The organism is uncultured Tenacibaculum sp. (assembly GCF_947504135.1).
In the GTDB taxonomy this organism is placed as follows: domain Bacteria; phylum Bacteroidota; class Bacteroidia; order Flavobacteriales; family Flavobacteriaceae; genus Polaribacter.
This window is the reverse complement of the sequence record NZ_CANNGG010000003.1, coordinates 442,901-463,833: the sequence shown is the minus strand read 5'-3', so window position 1 is coordinate 463,833 and position 20,933 is coordinate 442,901. Positions and strand designations below refer to the sequence as shown.

Annotated in this window: 20 protein-coding genes; 4 read left to right on the top strand and 16 right to left on the bottom strand. The window is 33.2% G+C overall.

Translation table 11 applies throughout. The annotated features are described in order from the left end of the window. Positions 1–26: 26 nt before the first annotated feature. Positions 27–1,583, bottom strand: coding sequence for an NAD(P)/FAD-dependent oxidoreductase (locus Q0663_RS08500; protein WP_299009390.1), 1,557 nt, complete (start codon positions 1,581–1,583; stop codon positions 27–29). Positions 1,584–1,649: 66 nt separating this feature from the next. On the opposite strand from Q0663_RS08500, the gene Q0663_RS08495 reads away from it, so the two are divergent. Together Q0663_RS08495 and aat are read left to right on the top strand one after the other, a co-directional pair. Further along, a complete protein-coding gene (locus Q0663_RS08495; protein ID WP_299009386.1) occupies positions 1,650–3,029 on the top strand; it encodes a TIGR00366 family protein in 1,380 nt (459 codons plus the stop codon). Positions 3,030–3,047: 18 nt separating this feature from the next. Next, entirely contained in the window at positions 3,048–3,671 is a 624-nt protein-coding gene (gene aat, locus Q0663_RS08490; RefSeq protein ID WP_299009383.1) for a leucyl/phenylalanyl-tRNA--protein transferase, read from the top strand. A gap of 169 nt (positions 3,672–3,840) precedes the next feature. On the opposite strand, the gene Q0663_RS08485 is transcribed toward aat, so the two are convergent. The 9 genes from Q0663_RS08485 to Q0663_RS08445 form a co-directional block, all read right to left on the bottom strand. Beyond that, entirely contained in the window at positions 3,841–4,449 is a 609-nt protein-coding gene (locus Q0663_RS08485) for a hypothetical protein (RefSeq protein ID WP_299009380.1), read from the bottom strand. Between the two features lie 247 nt (positions 4,450–4,696). Continuing rightward, the gene (locus tag Q0663_RS08480; RefSeq protein WP_299009376.1) at positions 4,697–5,749 is read right to left on the bottom strand and encodes a hypothetical protein; all 1,053 of its coding nucleotides are present in this window, start codon (positions 5,747–5,749) and stop codon (positions 4,697–4,699) included. 237 nt (positions 5,750–5,986) lie between these two features. Further along, positions 5,987–6,418 (bottom strand): YgcG family protein, encoded by a 432-nt coding sequence (locus Q0663_RS08475; protein WP_299009372.1) that lies wholly within the window; start codon positions 6,416–6,418, stop codon positions 5,987–5,989. Between the two features lie 269 nt (positions 6,419–6,687). Next, positions 6,688–7,086 (bottom strand): hypothetical protein, encoded by a 399-nt coding sequence (locus Q0663_RS08470; RefSeq protein WP_299009369.1) that lies wholly within the window; start codon positions 7,084–7,086, stop codon positions 6,688–6,690. Next, the gene (locus Q0663_RS08465; protein ID WP_299009366.1) at positions 7,083–7,499 is read right to left on the bottom strand and encodes a contact-dependent growth inhibition system immunity protein; all 417 of its coding nucleotides are present in this window, start codon (positions 7,497–7,499) and stop codon (positions 7,083–7,085) included. Before Q0663_RS08465 ends, Q0663_RS08470 begins: the two co-directional genes overlap by 4 nt. Positions 7,500–7,994: 495 nt before the next feature. Then, on the bottom strand, positions 7,995–8,513 hold the full coding sequence (locus Q0663_RS08460; protein ID WP_299009363.1) for a DUF4833 domain-containing protein: 519 nt from the start codon (positions 8,511–8,513) through the stop codon (positions 7,995–7,997). Between the two features lie 31 nt (positions 8,514–8,544). Then, positions 8,545–8,817: an SMR family transporter gene (locus Q0663_RS08455; RefSeq protein ID WP_299009360.1), complete on the bottom strand. Its 273-nt coding sequence runs from the start codon at positions 8,815–8,817 to the stop codon at positions 8,545–8,547. 163 nt (positions 8,818–8,980) lie between these two features. After that, positions 8,981–10,903 (bottom strand): CocE/NonD family hydrolase, encoded by a 1,923-nt coding sequence (locus tag Q0663_RS08450; protein ID WP_299009357.1) that lies wholly within the window; start codon positions 10,901–10,903, stop codon positions 8,981–8,983. A gap of 72 nt (positions 10,904–10,975) precedes the next feature. Beyond that, positions 10,976–13,474 (bottom strand): zinc-dependent metalloprotease, encoded by a 2,499-nt coding sequence (locus Q0663_RS08445; protein ID WP_299009352.1) that lies wholly within the window; start codon positions 13,472–13,474, stop codon positions 10,976–10,978. A gap of 172 nt (positions 13,475–13,646) precedes the next feature. Between Q0663_RS08445 and Q0663_RS08440 the strand changes: the two genes are divergently transcribed. Next, a complete protein-coding gene (locus Q0663_RS08440; protein WP_299009349.1) occupies positions 13,647–15,599 on the top strand; it encodes a YgiQ family radical SAM protein in 1,953 nt (650 codons plus the stop codon). 35 nt (positions 15,600–15,634) lie between these two features. Here the strand turns inward: Q0663_RS08440 and Q0663_RS08435 are convergent, their stop codons facing one another. From Q0663_RS08435 to Q0663_RS08410, 6 genes are all read right to left on the bottom strand, one after another. Beyond that, positions 15,635–15,889 carry a hypothetical protein gene (locus tag Q0663_RS08435; RefSeq protein WP_047788492.1) on the bottom strand — a complete coding sequence of 85 codons (255 nt, stop codon included), beginning with the start codon at positions 15,887–15,889 and terminating at the stop codon, positions 15,635–15,637. 139 nt (positions 15,890–16,028) lie between these two features. After that, positions 16,029–17,501, bottom strand: a complete 1,473-nt coding sequence (locus tag Q0663_RS08430; RefSeq protein ID WP_299009343.1) for a nicotinate phosphoribosyltransferase — start codon at positions 17,499–17,501, stop codon at positions 16,029–16,031. A gap of 6 nt (positions 17,502–17,507) precedes the next feature. Then, positions 17,508–18,338 carry a ribose-phosphate diphosphokinase gene (gene prs / locus Q0663_RS08425; protein ID WP_299009340.1) on the bottom strand — a complete coding sequence of 277 codons (831 nt, stop codon included), beginning with the start codon at positions 18,336–18,338 and terminating at the stop codon, positions 17,508–17,510. A gap of 64 nt (positions 18,339–18,402) precedes the next feature. Further along, positions 18,403–19,092 carry an NUDIX domain-containing protein gene (locus Q0663_RS08420; protein WP_299009337.1) on the bottom strand — a complete coding sequence of 230 codons (690 nt, stop codon included), beginning with the start codon at positions 19,090–19,092 and terminating at the stop codon, positions 18,403–18,405. Between the two features lie 116 nt (positions 19,093–19,208). Further along, entirely contained in the window at positions 19,209–19,748 is a 540-nt protein-coding gene (locus Q0663_RS08415; RefSeq protein ID WP_299009334.1) for a sigma-70 family RNA polymerase sigma factor, read from the bottom strand. 252 nt (positions 19,749–20,000) lie between these two features. After that, entirely contained in the window at positions 20,001–20,339 is a 339-nt protein-coding gene (locus Q0663_RS08410) for a DUF3703 domain-containing protein (protein WP_299009331.1), read from the bottom strand. Positions 20,340–20,441: 102 nt separating this feature from the next. Between Q0663_RS08410 and Q0663_RS08405 the strand changes: the two genes are divergently transcribed. Beyond that, on the top strand, positions 20,442–20,906 hold the full coding sequence (locus Q0663_RS08405) for a hypothetical protein (RefSeq protein ID WP_299009327.1): 465 nt from the start codon (positions 20,442–20,444) through the stop codon (positions 20,904–20,906). Positions 20,907–20,933 lie beyond the last annotated feature (27 nt).

The window sequence follows — 20,933 nt, the reverse complement described above, 5'->3', positions numbered from 1 at the left end:
AATTACACCAACAAATATTTGTTAATTTACAGATTTATAGTGGCAGCTTCAGCACAACGTTCACCGTCCATAGCAGCTGAAATAATACCACCGGCATAACCACCACCTTCACCACAAGGAAAGAGCCCTTCAATTTGTGGATGTTCAAGGTTTTCTTTTCTTGGAATATTTACGGGAGATGAGGTTCTAGATTCCACCCCAACAATGTTTGCTTCCGCAGTATAATAACCGTGCATTTTTTGTCCGAAAGCCGCAAAACCTTTACGTAATCTGCTTCCAATCAATTTAGGAAGTAACGAATGTAGCGGAGAAGAATTCAGTCCGGGTTGATACGAACAGTCATTTAAAGAAGAAGACAATCTACCTTCCACAAAATCAGTTAAACGTTGCGCTGGAGCAACCTGACTTTTTCCCCCTGCGTTAAACGCTAACTTTTCTAAATCTTTTTGATATTGTAACCCTTTTAAAACTCCGTATTTTTCATATTTCGGTAAATCTTTATCAACATTAATTTCGACAACGATTCCCGAATTTGCAAATTTGTTATTACGACGCGAAGGCGACATTCCGTTTACCACCACTTCACCATTAGCAGTTGCCGCAGGAACGATGAATCCACCAGGACACATACAGAAAGAATACACTCCACGGTTTCCAACTTGATGTACCAAACTATACGCAGCAGCTGGTAATAATTCATCACGTTGACCTGAACAACTATACTGAATTTGATCAATTATTTCTTGCGGATGCTCTACACGAACTCCCATAGCAAACGATTTCGCTTTTAGTAAAATGTCTTTTTTATGGAGTAGCTCGTAAATATCTCTTGCCGAATGCCCAGTAGCTAAAATCACTGCATTTACAGCCATTTCAGAACCATTTTGTAACTGTATAGCTTGTAGTTTATTGTTTTTAACGATAAAATCGGTCACACGGGTTTCAAAATGAATTTCGCCACCGTGTTTTAAAATAGTTTCACGAATATTTTGAATAATCTTCGGAAGTTTATTCGTTCCAATATGTGGATGCGCATCAACCAAAATTTGATCGGTAGCACCATGATATACTAAGTTTTCAAATATTTTACGAACATCACCACGTTTTAAACTACGGGTATATAACTTTCCGTCAGAATAGGTTCCAGCTCCACCTTCACCAAAACAATAGTTAGAATCTGGGTTAACTTCATGAAATTGGTTAATAGCACGTAAATCTCTACGACGATCTTGTACATTTTTACCACGCTCAAGTACAATAGGTTTATACCCTAGTTCAATACAACGAAGTGCCGCATACATTCCCGCAGGACCAAAACCAACAATATGAATTTCTTTTGCATTTGATACATCTTGATATTCAAAAATATAATCAGGCGTGTCAGGTTGAGGTTCGTTTATATAAACCGCTACTTTGTAGTTAAAAACAACTTCTTTTTTACGTGCATCAATCGATTTACGTAACACCTTTACACTAGTAATATCAGCAGTACTAATGCTTAGTTTTTTAGCAGCTTTTAACTGTAATATATTGTCTTTACGTTCTTCTACTAGATTAACACGTAATTGAAGTTCTTTTACCATATTGCAAAACTAGGTAAAAAACTATTTATTCTATTTGATTATTTTTAGCAAATCAAACTTTAAACAATGAAGATTACGCAGGTTATAGAAAATATTTTCAAAAAATATTTACCCTCACCTTTTACTATCGCTATTTTATTAACGTTCGTAACACTTTTGTTAGCGCTGTTTTTTACCAAACCAGAAGAAAGCTCAGTAATTAATTATTCTTTAGAGGTGTTACAGTTTTGGGAAAACGGAATTTGGTCTAACGGATTACTCGTTTTTGCCTATCAAATGATGTTGATTTTGGTATTAGGGCATGTGTTGGTGTTGAGTAAGCCTGTGAGTAATTTAATTTTAAAAGTAACAAAATTCTGTACCAACACAGCAAACAGCGCAGCTATTGTAAGTTGTACTACCATGTTGGTAGCTTTTTTTAATTGGGGGCTAGGACTCATTTTTGGAGCTTTGTTGGCACGTAAAGTAGCAGAACATGCGCAACAACACAATATCAAACTAAATTACCCAATTATTGGAGCGGCGGGTTATATGGGATTGATGGTTTGGCATGGTGGAATTTCTGGATCAGCACCGATAAAAATTAACGAAAGCGGACATATTAAAAGTATTATGCAATCGGTTTCTTCAGGTGAGGTTTTAGCTCAAATACCTGATGTGATTGATTATTCTCAAACGATTTTTAGTTGGTGGAATTTGCTAATTTTTTTCGTGGTAGTAGCTGCGGTATCGGCAACCTTTTATTTTTTAGGAAAGAAAGCAGCTCCAACAGCGATTAATTTACCAGAATATCAGATGCATACTGATGAAAAGGTTAGTACCCAAGCAGAAAGATTGGATAGTTCTCAATGGTTAGCCATTGCTTTTGGTGTGTTGATTTTAGTAGCGTTTAGCTACCGTTATTGGACAGATATTCAACAGTTAAAAATTACACCGAATCTCATAAACTTTTTTATGTTAGGGTTAGGAATTATCCTTCACGGAAGTTTTAAAAAGTTTACCAGTGCTGTGGGAGAATCGATTAGTGATGTATCTGGAATTTTAATTCAGTTTCCACTGTATTTTGGTATTATGGGCGTGATGAAGAGTACTGGAATGGTTACTTTAATTTCTGATTTTTTCGTGTCGATAGCAACTGCAACTACCTTACCCATATTTACGTTTTTTAGTGCTGGTTTAGTCAATATTTTTGTACCGAGTGGGGGAGGACAGTGGATTGTACAAGGACCTATTGTGGTAGAAAGTGCATTAAAATTAGGGGTTCCGTTGCCTAAAGCAATTATGGCACTAGCATACGGAGACCAAATAACTAATATGTTACAGCCCTTTTGGGCATTACCCTTATTAGGAATTACGAAACTAAAAGCAAAAGAAATTTTACCCTACACGTTAATTGCAATGGTGGTAGGAAGTGCCATATATTTGTTGGGATTATTACTATTCTAAGAATCTAATTATCTAAAAATGATTTGGCTTTCTGAAAAAATAGAGTTTCCACCGTATGAATTGGCCACAGAAGATGGTTTACTGGCTTTGGGCGGTGATTTATCGGTTGAGCGATTGGTGTATGCTTACCAACATGGAATTTTTCCGTGGTTTAATGAAGGTGAACCAATTATTTGGTATTCTCCTTGGGAGCGTATGGTATTATTTCCTGAAGAGGTAAAGATTTCCAAATCGATGAAGCAAGTGTTGAAAAAGGGTCGTTTTACGATAACAGAAAACAAAGCTTTTGATGAGGTGATTTTTAATTGCCGACACATCAATCGTTTTGATCAATTAGGTACTTGGATTACCGATGAAATGGAAGATGCATATATAAACTTACACAACAAAGGCTATGCAAAATCTATTGAAGTATGGATAGATGACAAACTAGTTGCAGGTTTGTACGGAGTAGATTTAGGAAATGGGGTGTTTTGTGGCGAAAGCATGTTTAGCAAAGTAAGTAATATGAGTAAAGTAGCGTTTATCCATTTAGCTCAAAAAGGAGGTTACAAACTCATCGATTGCCAAGTATATAACGACCATCTAGCAAGTTTAGGCGCGAGAGAAATTCCTAGAGAGGAGTTTTTGAAGTGGTTGTAACGGTCGAGTATATGAAAAGTAGCGCTGAAAAAGGGCGCAAACCATTCGGTTGTACTCAAGCCGAATTTTTAAATTTTTCTATTTATCTTTCTTTTCTCAAATAGCCAAATTTAAAAATTTGGCGACCTCGAAAAAATTGCTTGAACCTTTGTAATTGCAACTGCTCGCGCTATTTTTTATATACATTGTTAGCAATAGTACTTTTTAACGATTTGTTTAAACTCTCAATATATTCTTTCCGCTTAAGTAATTGACTCACATTAGCCTCAAATGTTTTAGTCTTGTTCAATTTCGGAAATGATAATTTTTTTTTAGCTATTGAATTTGAAATCAAAATATTGCAATAGTTACAAATTAGAATTATTTTCTGCAAAATGTCAGTTTCAACAATTTCAAAGCCAATTTTTTCCGCTGTTTTTTTATTTATTATGTAGCTTGTCCCTCGAATTTTCATTTTCTTATCATTCTTATATTCTTCCATTAGGTGCAAAAGTCCATCTAAATACTTTTGTATTATAAAGTTGGTTCTTTGTTTCCCATTCATTTTTTTGTCAATTACAAAATAGTAATCAAATAAAGTTCCACCGTGAATTTTGATTAGTCCATCTTTAGGTTTTTCGGTTATAAATAAAGAAGAATAATAAATCATTTTTCCACTTTTTTTCAAGGAAGGCATATCGAAAAAAGGTGCAATTACGGATAAGGTTATTGCAAATGTCAAAATACCAATTATGTATATTCCTGAGTAAATTGATATAATAACTGATGATAAAATCATTATAAGAGAGCAAATTGCTAACACAATTAAGATTCTATTTTGCTCTTTTTTATTCTTATTATAAAATCTATGGTTCAATTTTCCGAAAAAGTGTTTTTTGTATTATTGCTAACGTGTTTGTGTATGGTTTGTTGCGTGAAAATCCGCTAGGATTTTCAGATTAAGAAACGAAGATAGTAAAATTGCGAGGAATTTCCGATAGGAAATTCAGAAGCAATGAACTATACACGTTGTTAGGCAACGTTTTTTAATTCGATTCGTTCAATTCAGTGTTAATGAGTACTAATTCGTATTCGTTTTCTTTGACTTTTATTAAATCATATAAATTTGTTATTAAATATCCGTTTCCATTATTTTCAGACCTTAAAAAGTAACCAGTTGTAAATTGATTATCTTCATCTATTGATAAGCCAAAACCTTTTCTAATAGAAAGACTGTCAGGAATGACATAGTTACTTTTCTTAATATTCACTTGATTTAGTTTGACGTTATCGATGTCAAATGAATATAATTTACCGTCTGAATGTCCGTAAGTGTGCGATGAATGAACAAAAATAAATGGTTCATTTTTCAATTCGATTAATTTCACATCATCTATGTAGAAGTCTGCAATTGGGACAGTTGCTAAATCAATTTTTGAATTGTTTTTCGTAGCATAGATATTTATTCCTCCGGTTATTGAAGTTCTACAATCTACACAATCATAAAAAAGTTCAAAATCTTTAATTCTTCCGAAAGGGTTTTTTATTCTCGAAATTACATTATTTTCTATTTTATATGAAACTTTATCTAATAGCTTAAAATCAAAATTTGATGTATAGTGATAAATGGAAATGATTGAATCTGTATTAAAGGAATTTGAATCTGGGTCTTCTTCTCTATATAAACTTGTCGATAAGAAAGTTGTTTGGTTTACAAATTCAGTTGATACTGATTGAGAAAAAGAATCTCCACCTTTCATTGAGAGAGTTATGTCAAAAACCGTATCTTTTCGTTTAACTCGCAGTATCTTTTCTAGTTGGTCTCCATACTGGTGTTTGTAATAAATTGTAAATGATATTGAGTCAATTTTCTTTTTTAAGAATTTTTGATTTGTCAGAAAGTAGTATTCGCTTAAATCTATTTTGGTTGTATCAAGATTTAGTACAGAAACTTCTTTTTCAGTAAATCTTTTAGAAAGGTCAAATGTATAAACTAAACTATCTGTAAAGTTTGTTGGACTTTCTTCTTTATTAATTATTAAGTCAAAAATAGTTTTAGTTGATTGTTGTTTAGGTTTTTCAGTTTTAATTTCAGGCAACGACTCGATTTCATTTTTCGGTTGGTTTTTACAGCCGAAAATAAATATTAAAAAAAGAAGTTTTATCGTTGTTCTCAATGTTCGTTTAAAATGTTGCCTAACGGTCTAGTATAACCGTCAGTTACGGGATTAAAGTTAATGATTTTCGGTTAAGAACTGGCGTTAGCAATTCCGAGTGGATTCGGACGTAGTCGAATCCGCCGTAATTGCGGTTATACATTGTTGTACACAGTACTTTTATTTCCATTTTTCTATTAATTCAACCACTCCGTTTTTAATTCCGTCATAGAAATTACCTTTTTTAAATTCGGGAATTATAGTTTGGTCAATTACATTTTTGCAGATTTCGTCAGTCAAAATCAATTCAGTTCCCAATCCAGTTGCAATTGTGATTTGTCGACAAGGATTACACACAACGATTGTCAGTCCATTGTTTTTTTCGTCGTTTCCAATTCCCCATTCGTTTCCTAAATCAGTTGCGTATTTTTGGATATTCTGATATGGTTTTATACTGTCAATTGTTACCACAACAATTTGTCTTGTAGTTTCAATATCATAGTCATAAAGAACTTTTGATAAATCAGTTCGCTGTGATTCAGTAAATATTCTTCCGTAATCGTTAATTATTCCAATTGGTTTTGGAAAAGTACTTTTTACAGTTTCCGACAATTGAACTTCAGTTGTGGATTTTTTGATTTCGGTTTCCTGCGCTGAACCTTTGCAAGAAAGCAAATTCAAGGTCAGAAATAGGATTAATATTTTAGTTCCAATTTTCATTTCAGGTATTGTGTACAACGGTTTTGTATAAGATTAGTTGCGTGGTTTAAGCACTAAATTTAGCAAATAAATCACAGATAGAAAGTCCGCGAGGACTTTCGTAAGTAGGCTAGAAGCAAGCAATTAATTTTATACGTTGTTGGCAACTGGCTTTTTTTCTATTAACAGTTTCCACAAATTTCGTTGAGTTCAGAGTTTAGCAATTCAGCTCCACATTTTTCACAATTCCGTTTTTCGTCAGTCCAATATCCTGTTCGAGCAAATAACTCGATTGATTTCGTCCAGTTTTTATATTCAGCACTGTCAAAATCCACATCTCCATTCGAGTCAGTTGGTGGTTCTGGTTGATTCCCATTCAAATATCCGTTTATCCAATATTTTGAAAATTCCGACATCTTTTCAATTTCAGATAATGAAACGAAAAAACTTTTTCCTTTTTTAGGACACCAAGCGTAAATTCGTCCACGAAAAGTATGAGGATTTCCAATCAGATAATGTTTTCCCTCGCAACCTTTGTGATTAAACCACAAATTTTCATCAAATTCTATTTCGCTCGTCATTTTTTAATGTGTTGCCAATTGGTTTTTATTTTTTCATTTATTCGGTCAAATTTTTTCTCTCCGAGTTCATTCTTTATTAATTCCGAATTCCGTTCCACAATATTATTAAAAGTCAGAAATTCAGTTTGGTTTTCATTCCAAAATTCAGTTGGTAAACTGGAAACAGCAACAAGTAAATCGCCTTCGTAAAAATCACATTCAGTCAAAATATTCAGTTCGAGTTTTTCGAGTGCTATTCCGATTAGATACTCAACTCCGATTTGTTGAGAAATCAGAAGTCTTATTTGTTCGTTAGTCAATTCAGCAATGCTGATTTTCCGATATCGATAACATTTCTCAACCAAATCAGTAGGAAATTCGGAAGGATTTTTCCAAATATTTTTTTCTAATTGTTCGATTGATTTATTTTCCATTCTCGGTTTTTTCAGCTTGTTGCCAACTTGTTTATATAAGTACTTTTAGTGTTTTTATACTAACGATATGGAGGTATAATAGTACTTTTTTCCAAATATAAACAAATAAAAAGAGTACTAACAGTTTAATTTAATAGGGTTAGTTAAATAAGCGTCCTTAAAACAGACGCTTATTTGTTATTATAGGTTTTAAACCCAACTAACAGGACCAGTAAGTGGAGTTTGAGCAGGTTTGGCTATTCCGTAAACAACTACGACACCAGAGCCACCACCTCAAGTAGAATAAGCAGGGGCAGGTTTTGCTTCCATCACCGTTTGAGGTAGGTTCCAGTTATACATCAGTCAACATTTGTATACTACCCGAATGGATGGTGTGAATTACCTCTCCTTTAGTAGCGTTAAAAAGTTCTAATAGGAGGGATTATCACCTAGTATTTTAAATTAAACTCAAAGATCAATTTTTGTGTCTAGATTTATATAAGATTGTTTTATCGTTTAAAAGTCTTCAACTTTAATTTCAATTTTTTTATTGGTATTGTAGTCTTTTCCGTAAAGAATAACCGATTTTATTTCAGTACTTAAACCAGTTCCATTAATATTTAAGAGCATTCTGTCTAGGTATATTTTTGTTGTATTATGGTATACAAAAATTTTGTAACGATTGTTTTTTTTCTCTAAATTAAAAACAAGTTTTGAAGAAGCAGCTAGCCTAAATTTAAAAGAATTATCATCTGCATTAAGCAATACCATACCATAAGCAAGCCTTTTTTGTGTTGGAGTTAGAGGCTTAACTTCAGCATTTTTGGTATATAGTATTCTGTATTCTTTGATAGGCTTTTTGGTGTTTAACTGAGAGTTTTTAAGATTAACATCGTATACATATGTGTTAAAATTATTGCTGTGTTGTATGTAAAAAAGGCTATTAGAGTTTTTAGGGGGAACAGGGTAATTCTCTTGTCCGTATGTTATAAAATGAAAGTTTAAAAAAAGAAGGAAAAAATATTTTTTAGGCACAGTTAGTTTTTTTTGAGAATAAAATAATAATTTAATTGGCTAGTTTTAGTCCTACTATTCCAAATACAATTAATGATGCAGAAATAAGACGCCAAATGTTGGCTGAGTCTCCTAAAAATATAATACCAACAAGTAAAGTGCCTACAGCGCCTATACCTGTCCAAACAGCATAAGCTGTTCCCATAGGAATTGTTTTTTGAGCTAACCATAAAAAATATCCACTGGTAGCCATACAAATAATAGCCATACAAATACCTAAGAATTTATATTGAACGTTTTGAGAAAGCTTTAAGCCTAAGGCCATCCTATTTCAAAAATACCAGCTATAATTAAATAAATCCAGTTCATAAAATACATTATTATTTAAAGATAAAGGTACGTATTGTTATTTAGAGTTATATATTCTAAAATAAAAAAACTCACAATACTTAAGTGTTGTGAGTTTTTAAATAGAAAAAAGTTTGTTGTTATTTTAACACAGTAAATTCTATACTAGAATCGGTAAATACCGAATGCGTTTGTGTTTTAAAGTCTTCTTCGTCTGCCTTGTAAATATTGTCTACATAGGTTTGCGGATTCAAATCGATTAAAGGAAACCAAGTACTTTGTACTTGTATTTGCACTTTGTGTCCTTTTTTAAACGTATGGAAAACATCTTGTAGTTTAATGTTTACGGCTGTTTTCTTATTTGGTGTAAAAGGTTCTGGATTTGAAAAACTATTTCTAAAACGTCCACGCATTACTTCGCTACGTACCATTAAGTGGTAGTTGCTTAGTTTTAAATGTGATTGCATTTCTTTGTTGTCGTTTTTTAAATCAGCAGGATGCACATCAACAACCTTCACAATCCAATCGGCTGCTGAACCTGTGGTAGCTACCTGTAGTTTTGCTAAAATATCACCAGCAAGGGTAAAATCTTCTGTTAATTCCTCTGTTTCAAATACCAATACATCAGGTCTACGCGCAGCAAAACGCTGATCGTCTGTCATATATTTACGAGGGGTAAATACCGTTTTTATGTCTTCTGAATAAGGTACAGGACGTTTAATATCACTAATAAAACTAATTTTATTGTTTCCTTTTTGCTCTGCTGTTAACTCTTGGTCATCAGATAAGAAGAAGGTTTGTTTTTGAGCATTTTCAGGAGGCCATACATCGTATGATTTCCAAGTTTTTTTACCTGTGTCAAAAACATAAGCTTCTGGTAATCCAGAGTTTTTAGTGCCATCACCTTTTAAGAAGTGGTTAAAGAATTTTGTTTCTACTTCTTTTTGAAATTTCAAAGAAATAGAGTCTCCAAAGTAGTAATTTCCTACTTTGTTAGCTACTTTATTTCTAGACCATCCGCCGTGATCCCAAGGCCCAAAAACAACAGTATTGTAGTTATTTGGTTGATTTTTTTCAATCCCTTTGTAAGTTTCTAACGGTCCATATAGATCTTCAGCATCAAACCAACCACCTACAATCATTGTTGCTACGGTAGAGGGTACTTTATCTAAATGTTGGATAATTCCTTTGCTTTGCCATACCGAGTCGTAATTAGGGTGTTCTACAATTTCCTTCCAAAAGAAATCATCAATACGCTCCTTATTGTCGGTAACTTTGGTGTCTAGCTTATCGTACTGAAAATATTCGTTTAAGTTTTTTAATGGTCCTTTATCTAAGAAAAACTGATATTGGTCTTGAGTTTTCATATCAGGGAATGAGTACCAAGCAGAATCAGTTGGTTGATCTTTGTAAGTTCCGAATAAAGAAATAGCTTTGAAATAACTTAATAAAAAAGCTCCGTTATGATGAAAATCGTCAAAAAAGAAATCTCCAATACACGCTTGTGGTGAAGCAGCTTTTAAAGCAGGGTGTGCATCAATAGTTGAAACAGTAGCGTAGTGACCAGGGTATGAAATTCCCCATGTACCTACATTACCGTTATTGTTAGCTACATTGTTCACTAGCCAATCGATAGTGTCATAGGTATCGGTAGTTTCATCGGTTTGTTTTTCTGTTTTATTAGGAATGTAAGCACGCATGTTGTCATACACGCCTTCACTCATCCAACGTCCGCGAACATCTTGGTAAACAATAATGTTTCCTTCTTTCATTAAAATTGGGTTTGGACCAATTTTTTTTCTGAATTCATCTTCTCCATAAGGTTGACAGCTATACGGAGTACGTTGTAGTAAAATAGGGTAGGTTTTACTGGTGTCTTTTGGAGAGTAAATGGTAGCGTGTAGCTTAACACCATCCCTCATCGTAATTTTTACTTCTTTTTTGTTGTAATTATCTTTAACGTAAGTGTTTTCTTTCTTTTCAGCTTTCTTTACTGTTGTTTTTTTAGTACAACTAGCAAATGAAATTGCAACTATAAAGAATAGAATTAAGTTTTTTTTCATTTGGTTTTGTTGATGTATAATAAAAGTATAAAAATAACAGCAATCTAGTAGATTGCTGTTATGTAAGAAAAATTAGTTGTTTGGGTTTAGAATAGTGTCTATTCTATCTGCTGCATCTTGTAAATGATAACGAGTTATCGTGTTACGAGCAGAAGGAATACTTCGTTTAATATCTCTTTGTAAACGTTTTAATTCTCCTCTTACTACAGGTTTAATATCTGATTGATTGATAGTAACCGCTGTTTGTTTAAAATAGCCTCTATCACTTCTTGGTGCTTTTTGGTCTTTTGCTTTGTTTAGTAAAAAGTCCAATCTGTCTAAATGTGCACGTTGTAAGTTTCTACGATACGGATCAATGGTTTTGTTAGCGTATACTTCGCTCCAAATACCTTTACGTAAATCACCCATCATTTCAATAAGAGAATATGCTTTAATTCCGTTTAAAGTTTCATTCTCAATCATACGAGTTAACCTTCCAGTTTTTAAAACTCTGTTTAAAGTTTGTACTTGTAGGCTTCTGATACGTTCAATAATTCCTGAATGTTGTGTTTTACTGATGATGTTTTCATCAATTAACCAAGTAGGAGTTTTAAACAATTCGTTATTTACAAATTTTAACGCTCTTTTTTGATGCTCTTTAGGTACATGTACATAAACAGCCCCATCTTGATCGGCAGTTTTAAAATACTCATATACACCACCAATATTAGAACTTACGTGTCCCATATATCTATTAAATTGCCCAACTACTTGTCCGTACATAGTTTTTAACTCTTCGTAAGTTTCACCATCTTCAGTAGTCCACTCTTCTAAACGAGGTAAAATACGTTGTAAGTTTTTAATACCATAAGCACTTGCTTTCATGGCATCGTCACCTAAATCTTCTGTTTGTGAGCTAGGGTCAATAATATTACGAACTTGTTGGTGTCCGAATCTATACACAGGATTTCCTGCTTTTTCTTTAATCCACTGATTTAAGATTGTTTTTTCATCTTTAGCAGATTTATCTAAGATTGGTCTGTATCCCCAGTTGATAGCATATTTATCGTAAGGTCCAATATTAGGCATTAATGCAACACCTTTATCTTCTGGTTGTGCTATATAGTTAAAACGAGCATAATCCATGATAGAAGGAGCTGTTCCGTTCTTTTTAGTAAATTCAGCAGAACGTAAAGAATCTACAGGATACGCAACAGAACTTCCCATGTTGTGAGGCAATCCTAAAGTATGTCCAACTTCATGAGAAGAAACAAAACGGATTAAGCGCCCCATAACTTCATCTTTAAATTGATTTCCTCTTGCATCTGGATTGATTGCAGCTGTTTGTACAAAAAACCAGTTGTGTAATAAAGTCATTACATTATGATACCAGTTAATGTCAGACTCTAAAATTTCTCCTGATCGAGGGTCACTAACGTGAGGTCCATTTGCATTTGGGATTGGAGATGCTAAATAACGAACTACAGAGTAACGTACATCTTCAGGGCTCCAATCAGGATCTTCTTCTTTAGTAGGAGCATCTTTAGCGATGATGGCGTTTTTAAATCCAGCTGCTTCAAAAGCAATTTGCCAATCTTCAATACCTTGTTTGATGTACTTACGCCATTTTTTTGGAGTAGCCCTGTCAATGTAGTATACAATTTGCTTTTTAGGATCTACTAATTCACCTCTTTTAAACTTTTCTAAATCTTCGTCATTTACTTCTAAACGCCATCTGTCTAAATAGGTAACTGATTTACTTTTTTGAACATCTAAACCGTAATCTGTTTGAGAACTCGTAAACCATCCTACACGCTCATCAAAATAACGTCTTTTCATAGGTGTTTTAGGAAGTAAAATCATAGAGTTACTCAATTCCATAGTTACAGAACCTACACTTGAATTTGATGGAGGATTTCCAGCAATGTAAGTTTTTACATTTCTAACTTCTATGTTTTGAGGATAACTGCTAATTCTGTCAATATAAGATCTTGTTTTATCCATTTTAGAAATCTTATAACGCTTTCTGCTTCTTTGAGGGAAAGTGATGGCTTTCACATCACCTTCAAAAAGAGGGCTAGCATCAATTACAGTAGCTGTAGAGTCTTTGCTAAATGCTTTGATTGGAAAAGCATATAAAATAGGCTCAAAATTAGAGTTTACAACGGCTTCGTGTACCGGTAAAATGGTGTCTGCTACAACATTGTGAGAAACTACTTTTAGTAAAATTTGCTTCTTGTTTTTTACCCAGCGTAGCACTTGTGTATTTTGTTTTCCACCACCAAAGCCAATACCGCTAGTTGTTTTAGCAATTCTAGTCACCATAAGCATTTCACGGTTCAGAAGAGAGTCTGGAATCTCAAATAAATAGTTAGCATCTTTTGAGTGCACCTTAAACAAACCTTCGTCTGTTTTGTGTTTTTTGGTAACAACTTTTTCGTAAGGTTGTATACCGCCCTTTTTAGGTTTGTCTTTATTAGTGGTAGTCTCTTTTTTTGCGTTTTTTTTCTTCTTTCGTTGTGCTTCTGCATTCAAAGAAACTCCTAAAGCAAGAAATACCACTAAAATAGTTGAAAGTATTTTTTTAGTCATTGTAAAAATTAATTGAATAAATAAGTGCGGAATTTAGCAAAACTACTACCAGAATTATCTTAATTAATTGTTAAAGAGATGTTTTAATGTATAGTTTTTTCTTTATTTATGGCTAGTTTTCAGTTTTTTACTGTATTGTAGTGTAAATAAAACCCCGTACCTTTGCAGCGGCATGAGAATTAGACGACTTTCAGATTGGTTACCGACTACGAAAAAGGAGGTGAAGTTAAGAGGATGGGATGAATTAGACGTAATCCTATTCAGTGGAGATGCATATGTAGATCATCCATCATTTGGTCCTGCAGTAATTGGACGTATTTTAGAGAGTTATGGCTTGCGTGTGGCAATTGTTCCGCAACCAAGTGTACACGATAATTTACAAGATTTTGAAAAGCTAGGAACTCCAAGGTTATTCTTTGCAGTAACTGGTGGTTGTATGGATCCGATGGTAAGTAATTACACGGCTAGTAAACGTCGCCGTGATAAAGATGCTTACACTCCTAATGGAGATAAAGGGTTCAGACCTGATTATGCGACTTCAGTATATTCAAAAATTTTAAAAGAAAAGTTCCCAGATGTTCCTGTATTAATTGGAGGAATTGAGGCTTCGTTACGTCGTGTTACGCATTACGATTATTGGTCTGATAAATTATTACCAACGATTTTAGAAACTTCTAAAGCAGATATGTTGGTATACGGAATGGGAGAGCAGCCACTAAGAGAAATTGTTGAGTTGTTGCAAAAAGGTGTACCATTTTCGAGCTTAAAAACAATTAAGCAGACAGCCGTTTTATTAGATGGTAATGAAAAAACTCCGAAAAATAAGAACTGGGATGATGTAGAAATTAGTTCGCATGAAACTTGTTTGAAGGATAAGAAAGCCTATGCTTCTAACTTTAAAGTGATAGAGCAGGAGTCAAACAAATTATATGCACGTCGTATTTTTCAAAAGGTTGGGAATAAAAAGTTGATGATTAATCCGCCGTTTCCAACAATGACAGAGGAAGAAATTGATGCTTCGTTTGATTTGCCTTTTACACGATTACCGCATCCAAAGTATAACAAACGTGGACCGATACCTGCGTTTGAAATGATTAAGTTTTCCATAAATATTCACCGTGGATGTTTTGGAGGGTGTAGTTTTTGTACTATTTCAGCACATCAAGGAAAGTTTATTGCAAGTAGGAGTCAGGAATCTGTTTTAAAAGAAGTAGATCAAGTCGCCCAAATGGATGATTTTAAAGGGTATTTATCTGATATTGGTGGGCCTTCTGCGAATATGTATAAAATGAAAGGTAAAGTACAATCGATTTGCGACAAATGTGTTGCTCCGTCGTGTATTTCACCTGTAATTTGTAGTAATTTAGATACTTCGCATAAACCGTTAACAAAATTGTACCAAGCTGTTGATGCACATCCGAAGGTGAAGAAATCATTTATTGGAAGTGGTATTAGACACGATATGTTAGTACCTGAATTCAATAAAAATGCAGATCCTAAAGAGTTAGATGCATATACAGAAGAGGTGATGACAAAACACGTTTCTGGGCGATTAAAAGTAGCACCAGAACACACTTCTGATCCTGTACTAAAGTTAATGCGTAAACCGTCGTTTAAATATTTCCACTTATTTAAAGAACGTTTTGATCGTATCAACATCAAAAAGAAATTAAAACTTCAATTAATTCCTTATTTTATATCAAGTCACCCAGCTTGTGAGGCAGAAGATATGGCAAACTTAGCTGCGGAGACTAAAGATATGGGCTTTCAGCTAGAACAGGTACAAGGATTTACACCAACACCTATGACGGTTGCTACGGTAATTTATTACAGTGGATACCATCCGTATACTTTAAAAGAGGTGAAAACTCCGAAAACCAAAAAGGAGAAGGAAGATCAGCACAAGTTTTTCTTTTGGTATAAAAAGGAAAATAAGCAATGGATTAAAGATACGTTAAACAAAGTTGGACGTACTGATTTATTGAAAAAGTTACTTCCTGAAGACACTTCGTGGCGTAAAAATAAAGCAGGGAAAGCTAAAAATACATTTGATGATACTGTGACGTATAAACCATCAAAGCCTTCTAGAAGAAAGAATAAAGGTTTTAAAAAGAAGAGACGATAAAAAATAAAAAATCCGCTGTTAGGCGGATTTTTTATTTATGCTTCGTTTTCTAAACGGTTTCGTTTCATTTCAAAAGCTTCGGTAGCTTGTTTTATAATATTTAAGGTGTCAGAAGCTCTTACCATTACTTTTTCGAGTTCTTTGTCTAAGTCTTTTGACTGGATATCGAATAGTTGAACTTCAACCACACCAATTTTTTCAATTAAACTTTTTTGCGTGTTTTTAATGTCTTCCATTTTAACTAAAACGGAATTCATTGTATCGAGTCTTTTCTGTTCTTGATCTGTCATAAGTTTCTTTTTTAGTTGCAATTAAGATATGAAAAAATCAAGAGTTAAACAAATTAAGTGGTTTGTAAGGTGTTGGTGTTTAATGTTTTTGGTGAGTTGTTGAATAAAAAAGCAGGAATTTTATTCCTGCTTTTTTATATTATTCTGTAAGCTCTAACACACTGTTTTTTGTACGAAGTCTTATTTCACTTAGTTTCTCATCAACTAACAATTTTCCGTCTTTAAAAATTTCTCTCAACTCACCTTTTTGTTCTTCTTCCCAGCTTACTTGATCGTGTAATGTATACTCTCCATCTTCTAGCGTTATTTTTAATAGACCTTTAGCAGATTTTTTTGTTCCATCATCGGTAATTGGATCTTTAAAAATTTCTCTTCCTTCTCCATCTACTTCTCCGTAAGTAGCTTTCATGGCAAATCCAAAAATATCTCTGGTGTTGTATTGATAAGTGAAAGAACCAATTCCTAGCACTACATTAGTAGAAGCAAACCCTTTTTGTTTTAAGCGTTCACAAATTTGTGTTGCTCTTTCAAGGGTAATGCTATCGCCATAAATAGCTCCGATATGACTATCTAGTTCTTTATATCCTTTTGTATTGGTTGTTCCTCCAAAAACTTCCCAAAGTAGTTGTATGACTCCTTTTTGTTCTTCTACTGTTTTACCATTTGGATTTCCGCAAATAATATCCACAGGATCACCGCTGTCAGGTCTAATTACTACTTTCCCATCTCTAGCCAATACTTCTTCTTTTAGATTCGGTAAATATTCGGTAAGTACTTTCCATAAATCCCACGTATCAGAAACAATAGAAACGATACCGTTTGGATATACCTCAGTAATTAATCTTTTAAAAGTATCTTCTTCACCGCTATTGGTTCCCATACACATTACAGAGTGTTCAGTTGCTGCAACAGAACCACCAATCAATTCATTATCAGAATCTGCGTTGTAATATTTTTCTAAAAAGTCTACTGCAGGAATGGTATCTGTCCCTGTAAAACTCAATAAGTGACCAGCAGCACTCATTTCAGCAGCTTCTAAACCAGCCATTCCTCTCATAGAAAAATCGTGCCCTTGCCAATCTACCATATCAGGAACAGATGAGGTTTCTTGTGCGTATTTGTCTAATATTTTTCTGTACTGTTTTGCGATGGTTGCAGAATTACATGGTAACCAAACTGTGGTAGATAATAAGGTTTCAAAGTAATTGGTTAACCAAAAGAACTCTGGCAATGTATTATACATGGTAAACATTGGTACTCTGATAGGAACCTCGACACCTTCAGGTAATGCTTTAAAAGTCATAGGAATGTACCCTAAATCGTGTAACGCAGCAATATGCTCAATACCTACTGAGTTTTCACCTAAATAGTTATTGATTCTTCTGCTGTATTGTTTGCAAATTTCTTCTTTTGGTTTGTTAAAGAAGTTGGTTTGAAATTCTTCAATTATATATTTTTTGATGAAGTATTGCAGTCCGAAAAAAACTACCTTTTCAACTCCTTGAATTCTACTTTTTCTTGGTGTCCAGTTTGAATATACTAACGTTGTATTGTTAGGGTATTGTCTTCTGTGGTCTACTTTATAACCGTCTGTATATAATAATGGATTCATAACTTTTTATAAATTTAATTTTATTTGTGTGCAACTTTTATGTTCAATAGTTTTAAAACTATCTGTGGTGAAAATTTTAGTGAAGTGTTTTTCAAGTTCATCAAAACCTTTACTAAATATTCCGTGACTTATCGCTAGGTATAAGTTTCCTGCGTTTTTAGCTTTTAGCTCTTTTGCTAATCCTAAAAAAGTACCTCCTCCATCACAAATATCATCCACAATTAAACAATCTTTTCCTTGTAGGTCATCAGCATATACTTTGAAACCTGTTAGTTGACCAGTCTTTACATTTCGGCTTTTAGAACATTCAACTACTTCATAATTTTTAAGGTGAGCAGCAACTTTATGAATCTTTTTTAAAGCACCACCATCAGGTGAAATTAGTAGTAAATCGTCTGGTAGTTGCTGTGCTATTTGTTCTATGAATATGTGGTTGTCGATTACTTTACAGTTATTCAATAGGGCAGGAGTTACTTCAGAATGTGGATCGAAAACAGTTACCGACTCAAAGTTTTGTGTATTTATAATATCTGCATATACTTTTACCGATAAAGGTTCGCCTGATACCATCAATCTGTCTTGACGAGCAGCAGGGAAATAGGGAAGTACAACGCGTAACTTTTTAATTCCCATGTTTTTTAATGCATTAGTAGCCAATAAAAGCATGCCTATATCATTAAAAGACTGAATACGATGTGTAATGGTAACTTCTGACACACTTTCAAGTTCAGAAATGATTTTAATATGTGGTTCCCCTCCTGAAAAAGTAAAGAAATTATAGTCTATATTGTTTTCTGTTCCGTAAGGAGTAAAATTTTTGTCTAAGTTTAAAATCATATTGCGTAATTTTTACACAAATATAATGCGGTTTTTTAAAATAAAAAATCTTTTAGTGTTTTTTTTACGCAAACTTAATTTCGAAGTGGAATCCTTTTTTTTCTAGTTCTTTATACTTCTTAGCATTAAACTTAAAAAGTTTTGCAGGTCTACCACTAGAAGGCTGGTGTATTTTGTCGGTTTCGGTAAGTATTCCAAAGCTCATAATTTTTTTTCTGAAATTACGTCTATCAATTTTTTGATTAAGGATTGTTTGATATAAATTTTCTAAATCAGAAAAAGGAAACTCTTTTTTTAGTAATTCAAAACCAATAGGTTGGTAATTTATTTTGTTTTGAAGTCTTTGTAAAGCTGTGGTTAAAATACGAGTGTGATCAAATGCTAGTTTGGGGAGTTCATGAATAGGAAACCATTGTACTTCAGCAGCGTCTGTATTCGCACTGATTTTAAAATGATTGGGACTTACCAAACCAAAATAGGTAACAGAAATAACTCTGTTTCTTGGGTCTCTTTTGGGAGTTCCGAATGTATATAGTTGTTCAAGATAATCGATAGTAACTCCTGTTTCTTCTAATAATTCTCTTTCAACTGCATGTTCTAGTGATTCGTTTTCTAAAACCAATCCACCAGGCAATGCCCAAGCTCCCTTAAAAGGTTCGATGCCTCTTTTTATTAATAAGACAGAAAGTTCTTTTTGTTGGTAGCCAAAAACAACAGCATCTACAGCAACTTTTATATTTTGTGATATCTTCATTTAGTGTTGAATTTACACAAAGTTACGAAAGTTTTAAAAAATTATAGATTCATATTTTAAACAAGGTACTTTTTAATTGTTTTTTTATGTAGCTTGTGCAATTTGAATAATAAAACCTACTTACAAACTTTACAATCTTCTTTGTCCTGAATTTCGCCTACTAGTTTTCCTTCTTCGTTAAGTGAAAATCCACAACAATCCATAAAACCTTGAGCAATTAATTTACGAGCACGTTGAATTTGAGATTTTGTTGTAGGTAAATTTTGCTGTAAAGTGTCAGCAACTTCTTGCTGTTTTAAGCCCTTTATGTCTGATAAAAATAGCGGGTCTCTATACTTTTTAGGCAAGCTTTGTAAGATTCCGCGTAAGCAATCTTTTTCTGTATGTTCGTGTTCTTTTGTATCTGTTTGAACTTCAAAATTTTTTAATTCAACTGTTTGATTAGTGTTCTTGAAGTAATCCATCATTGTATTGCGAGCAATCGTAAAAATCCAAGATTTTAGTTTGGTAATATCCTTTAAGGTGTGAAGTTTCGTGTGAACTTTTATAAATGTTTCTTGTAAGATATCATCAGTCACAGTAGGCTCTTTCACTTTGCTTAAAATAAAGTGTTTTACATCATCTGCGTATTTTTTCCAAACCTGTTGTGTTGTCATAGTATAAATTTACGAAAAATGTCACGCTGAATAAAATGAACGTTTTACTTTCACTATATTCAGAATGACAAAATATTAAAAAGCTAATTTAATTAACAGTTACAATTGTTGCATGTGCAGTTTTCACAAGTACAATTTGAGCAGTCACCTGTTTTGCATCCTTCGCAAGTGCAGGTACATTGATTGTTATTTTTCATGATATATATTTTAGGTTCGTATAGTAGACTGAAAACAGCGCAAAAAGATGCATGATTACGAAAAATATTTTTGAAGCTCCTTTCTAACAGGAATGGGTTTAATTGCTGAAATATTTGAACCTCCTGTGTTTCCTACTGGAACCCAAATTAAGGTAAATAAAATTGAAGCAATAATTCGAAAGAACTGACCAATAATTTCTTTAATACTGTTTGTTTTTATTCCGTAAATCAACATCCAATAATGAGATAAAGTATGCCTATATACATGTTTTTGTCCCAATATATGAGCATTTTCTAAATGATAAAATGACACTTGAAAGCGATTGCTTTTAAGTGCCTTTTTAGCTAAGATTAATTGATTATAAAATTCTTGCTTTCGTTGTAGTCTTGTCATGATATATTGATTTTATATATCAGACTATATCAAGTAAAAAAAGATGTTTTTTTGTAAAAAACTTTAAATTAGTGTTTTAACTAATTTTAAAATTTATTTATTATGAAAAAAAGAAAGATTATTTTAGGATTATTAATTATGGTATTAGGTCTAGTATCTTGTAATGATAACGAATCTCTTGATACTTTGACGGATACAAAAATGAGACCAGATGAGTTTTTTTCTAAAGTAGCTGCTATGGATATACAAACATCAAATGATGAAAATGTCATATACATAGATGTTGAGTATGATAAAAAGAATAATACGATTAAGTACCTTGGTTCTGTTGAAGCTGAAGCGGATTTTTTTATTTTAGATAGTGAAGAAGAGATACAAAGAAGAGTAGAAGAGAGTGCATACGAAGTAACTTGTAAAGGAGGTACAAGTGAATTTACCAAAGGCTGTGATGGAAAAATTTCTTGTGGTAGATTAATTTATAAATGTTTGCAGTCTGGAGGCTGTGCTACTATTTGTCAAAATAAAATAGTGTATGTCCCGCAAAATAGAACATTTTATATAGAATAAATTTCTGTATTAAATAAAAGCGCCTTA

What these genes read in the sequence shown, in the direction of transcription:
- Q0663_RS08440 (WP_299009349.1), top strand. Translation starts at nt 13,647, where the DNA reads ATGAGAATTAGACGACTTTCAGATTGGTTACCGACTACGAAAAAGGAG.
- Q0663_RS08430 (WP_299009343.1), bottom strand. Translation starts at nt 17,501, where the DNA reads ATGAATCCATTATTATATACAGACGGTTATAAAGTAGACCACAGAAGA.
- Q0663_RS08500 (WP_299009390.1), bottom strand. Translation starts at nt 1,583, where the DNA reads ATGGTAAAAGAACTTCAATTACGTGTTAATCTAGTAGAAGAACGTAAA.
- Q0663_RS08450 (WP_299009357.1), bottom strand. Translation starts at nt 10,903, where the DNA reads ATGAAAAAAAACTTAATTCTATTCTTTATAGTTGCAATTTCATTTGCT.
- Q0663_RS08470 (WP_299009369.1), bottom strand. Translation starts at nt 7,086, where the DNA reads ATGACGAGCGAAATAGAATTTGATGAAAATTTGTGGTTTAATCACAAA.
- Q0663_RS08455 (WP_299009360.1), bottom strand. Translation starts at nt 8,817, where the DNA reads ATGGCCTTAGGCTTAAAGCTTTCTCAAAACGTTCAATATAAATTCTTA.
- Q0663_RS08445 (WP_299009352.1), bottom strand. Translation starts at nt 13,474, where the DNA reads ATGACTAAAAAAATACTTTCAACTATTTTAGTGGTATTTCTTGCTTTA.
- Q0663_RS08465 (WP_299009366.1), bottom strand. Translation starts at nt 7,499, where the DNA reads ATGGAAAATAAATCAATCGAACAATTAGAAAAAAATATTTGGAAAAAT.
- Q0663_RS08405 (WP_299009327.1), top strand. Translation starts at nt 20,442, where the DNA reads ATGAAAAAAAGAAAGATTATTTTAGGATTATTAATTATGGTATTAGGT.
- Q0663_RS08485 (WP_299009380.1), bottom strand. Translation starts at nt 4,449, where the DNA reads ATGATTTTATCATCAGTTATTATATCAATTTACTCAGGAATATACATA.
- Q0663_RS08495 (WP_299009386.1), top strand. Translation starts at nt 1,650, where the DNA reads ATGAAGATTACGCAGGTTATAGAAAATATTTTCAAAAAATATTTACCC.
- prs (WP_299009340.1), bottom strand. Translation starts at nt 18,338, where the DNA reads ATGATTTTAAACTTAGACAAAAATTTTACTCCTTACGGAACAGAAAAC.
- aat (WP_299009383.1), top strand. Translation starts at nt 3,048, where the DNA reads ATGATTTGGCTTTCTGAAAAAATAGAGTTTCCACCGTATGAATTGGCC.
- Q0663_RS08435 (WP_047788492.1), bottom strand. Translation starts at nt 15,889, where the DNA reads ATGACAGATCAAGAACAGAAAAGACTCGATACAATGAATTCCGTTTTA.
- Q0663_RS08415 (WP_299009334.1), bottom strand. Translation starts at nt 19,748, where the DNA reads ATGACAACACAACAGGTTTGGAAAAAATACGCAGATGATGTAAAACAC.
- Q0663_RS08420 (WP_299009337.1), bottom strand. Translation starts at nt 19,092, where the DNA reads ATGAAGATATCACAAAATATAAAAGTTGCTGTAGATGCTGTTGTTTTT.
- Q0663_RS08410 (WP_299009331.1), bottom strand. Translation starts at nt 20,339, where the DNA reads ATGACAAGACTACAACGAAAGCAAGAATTTTATAATCAATTAATCTTA.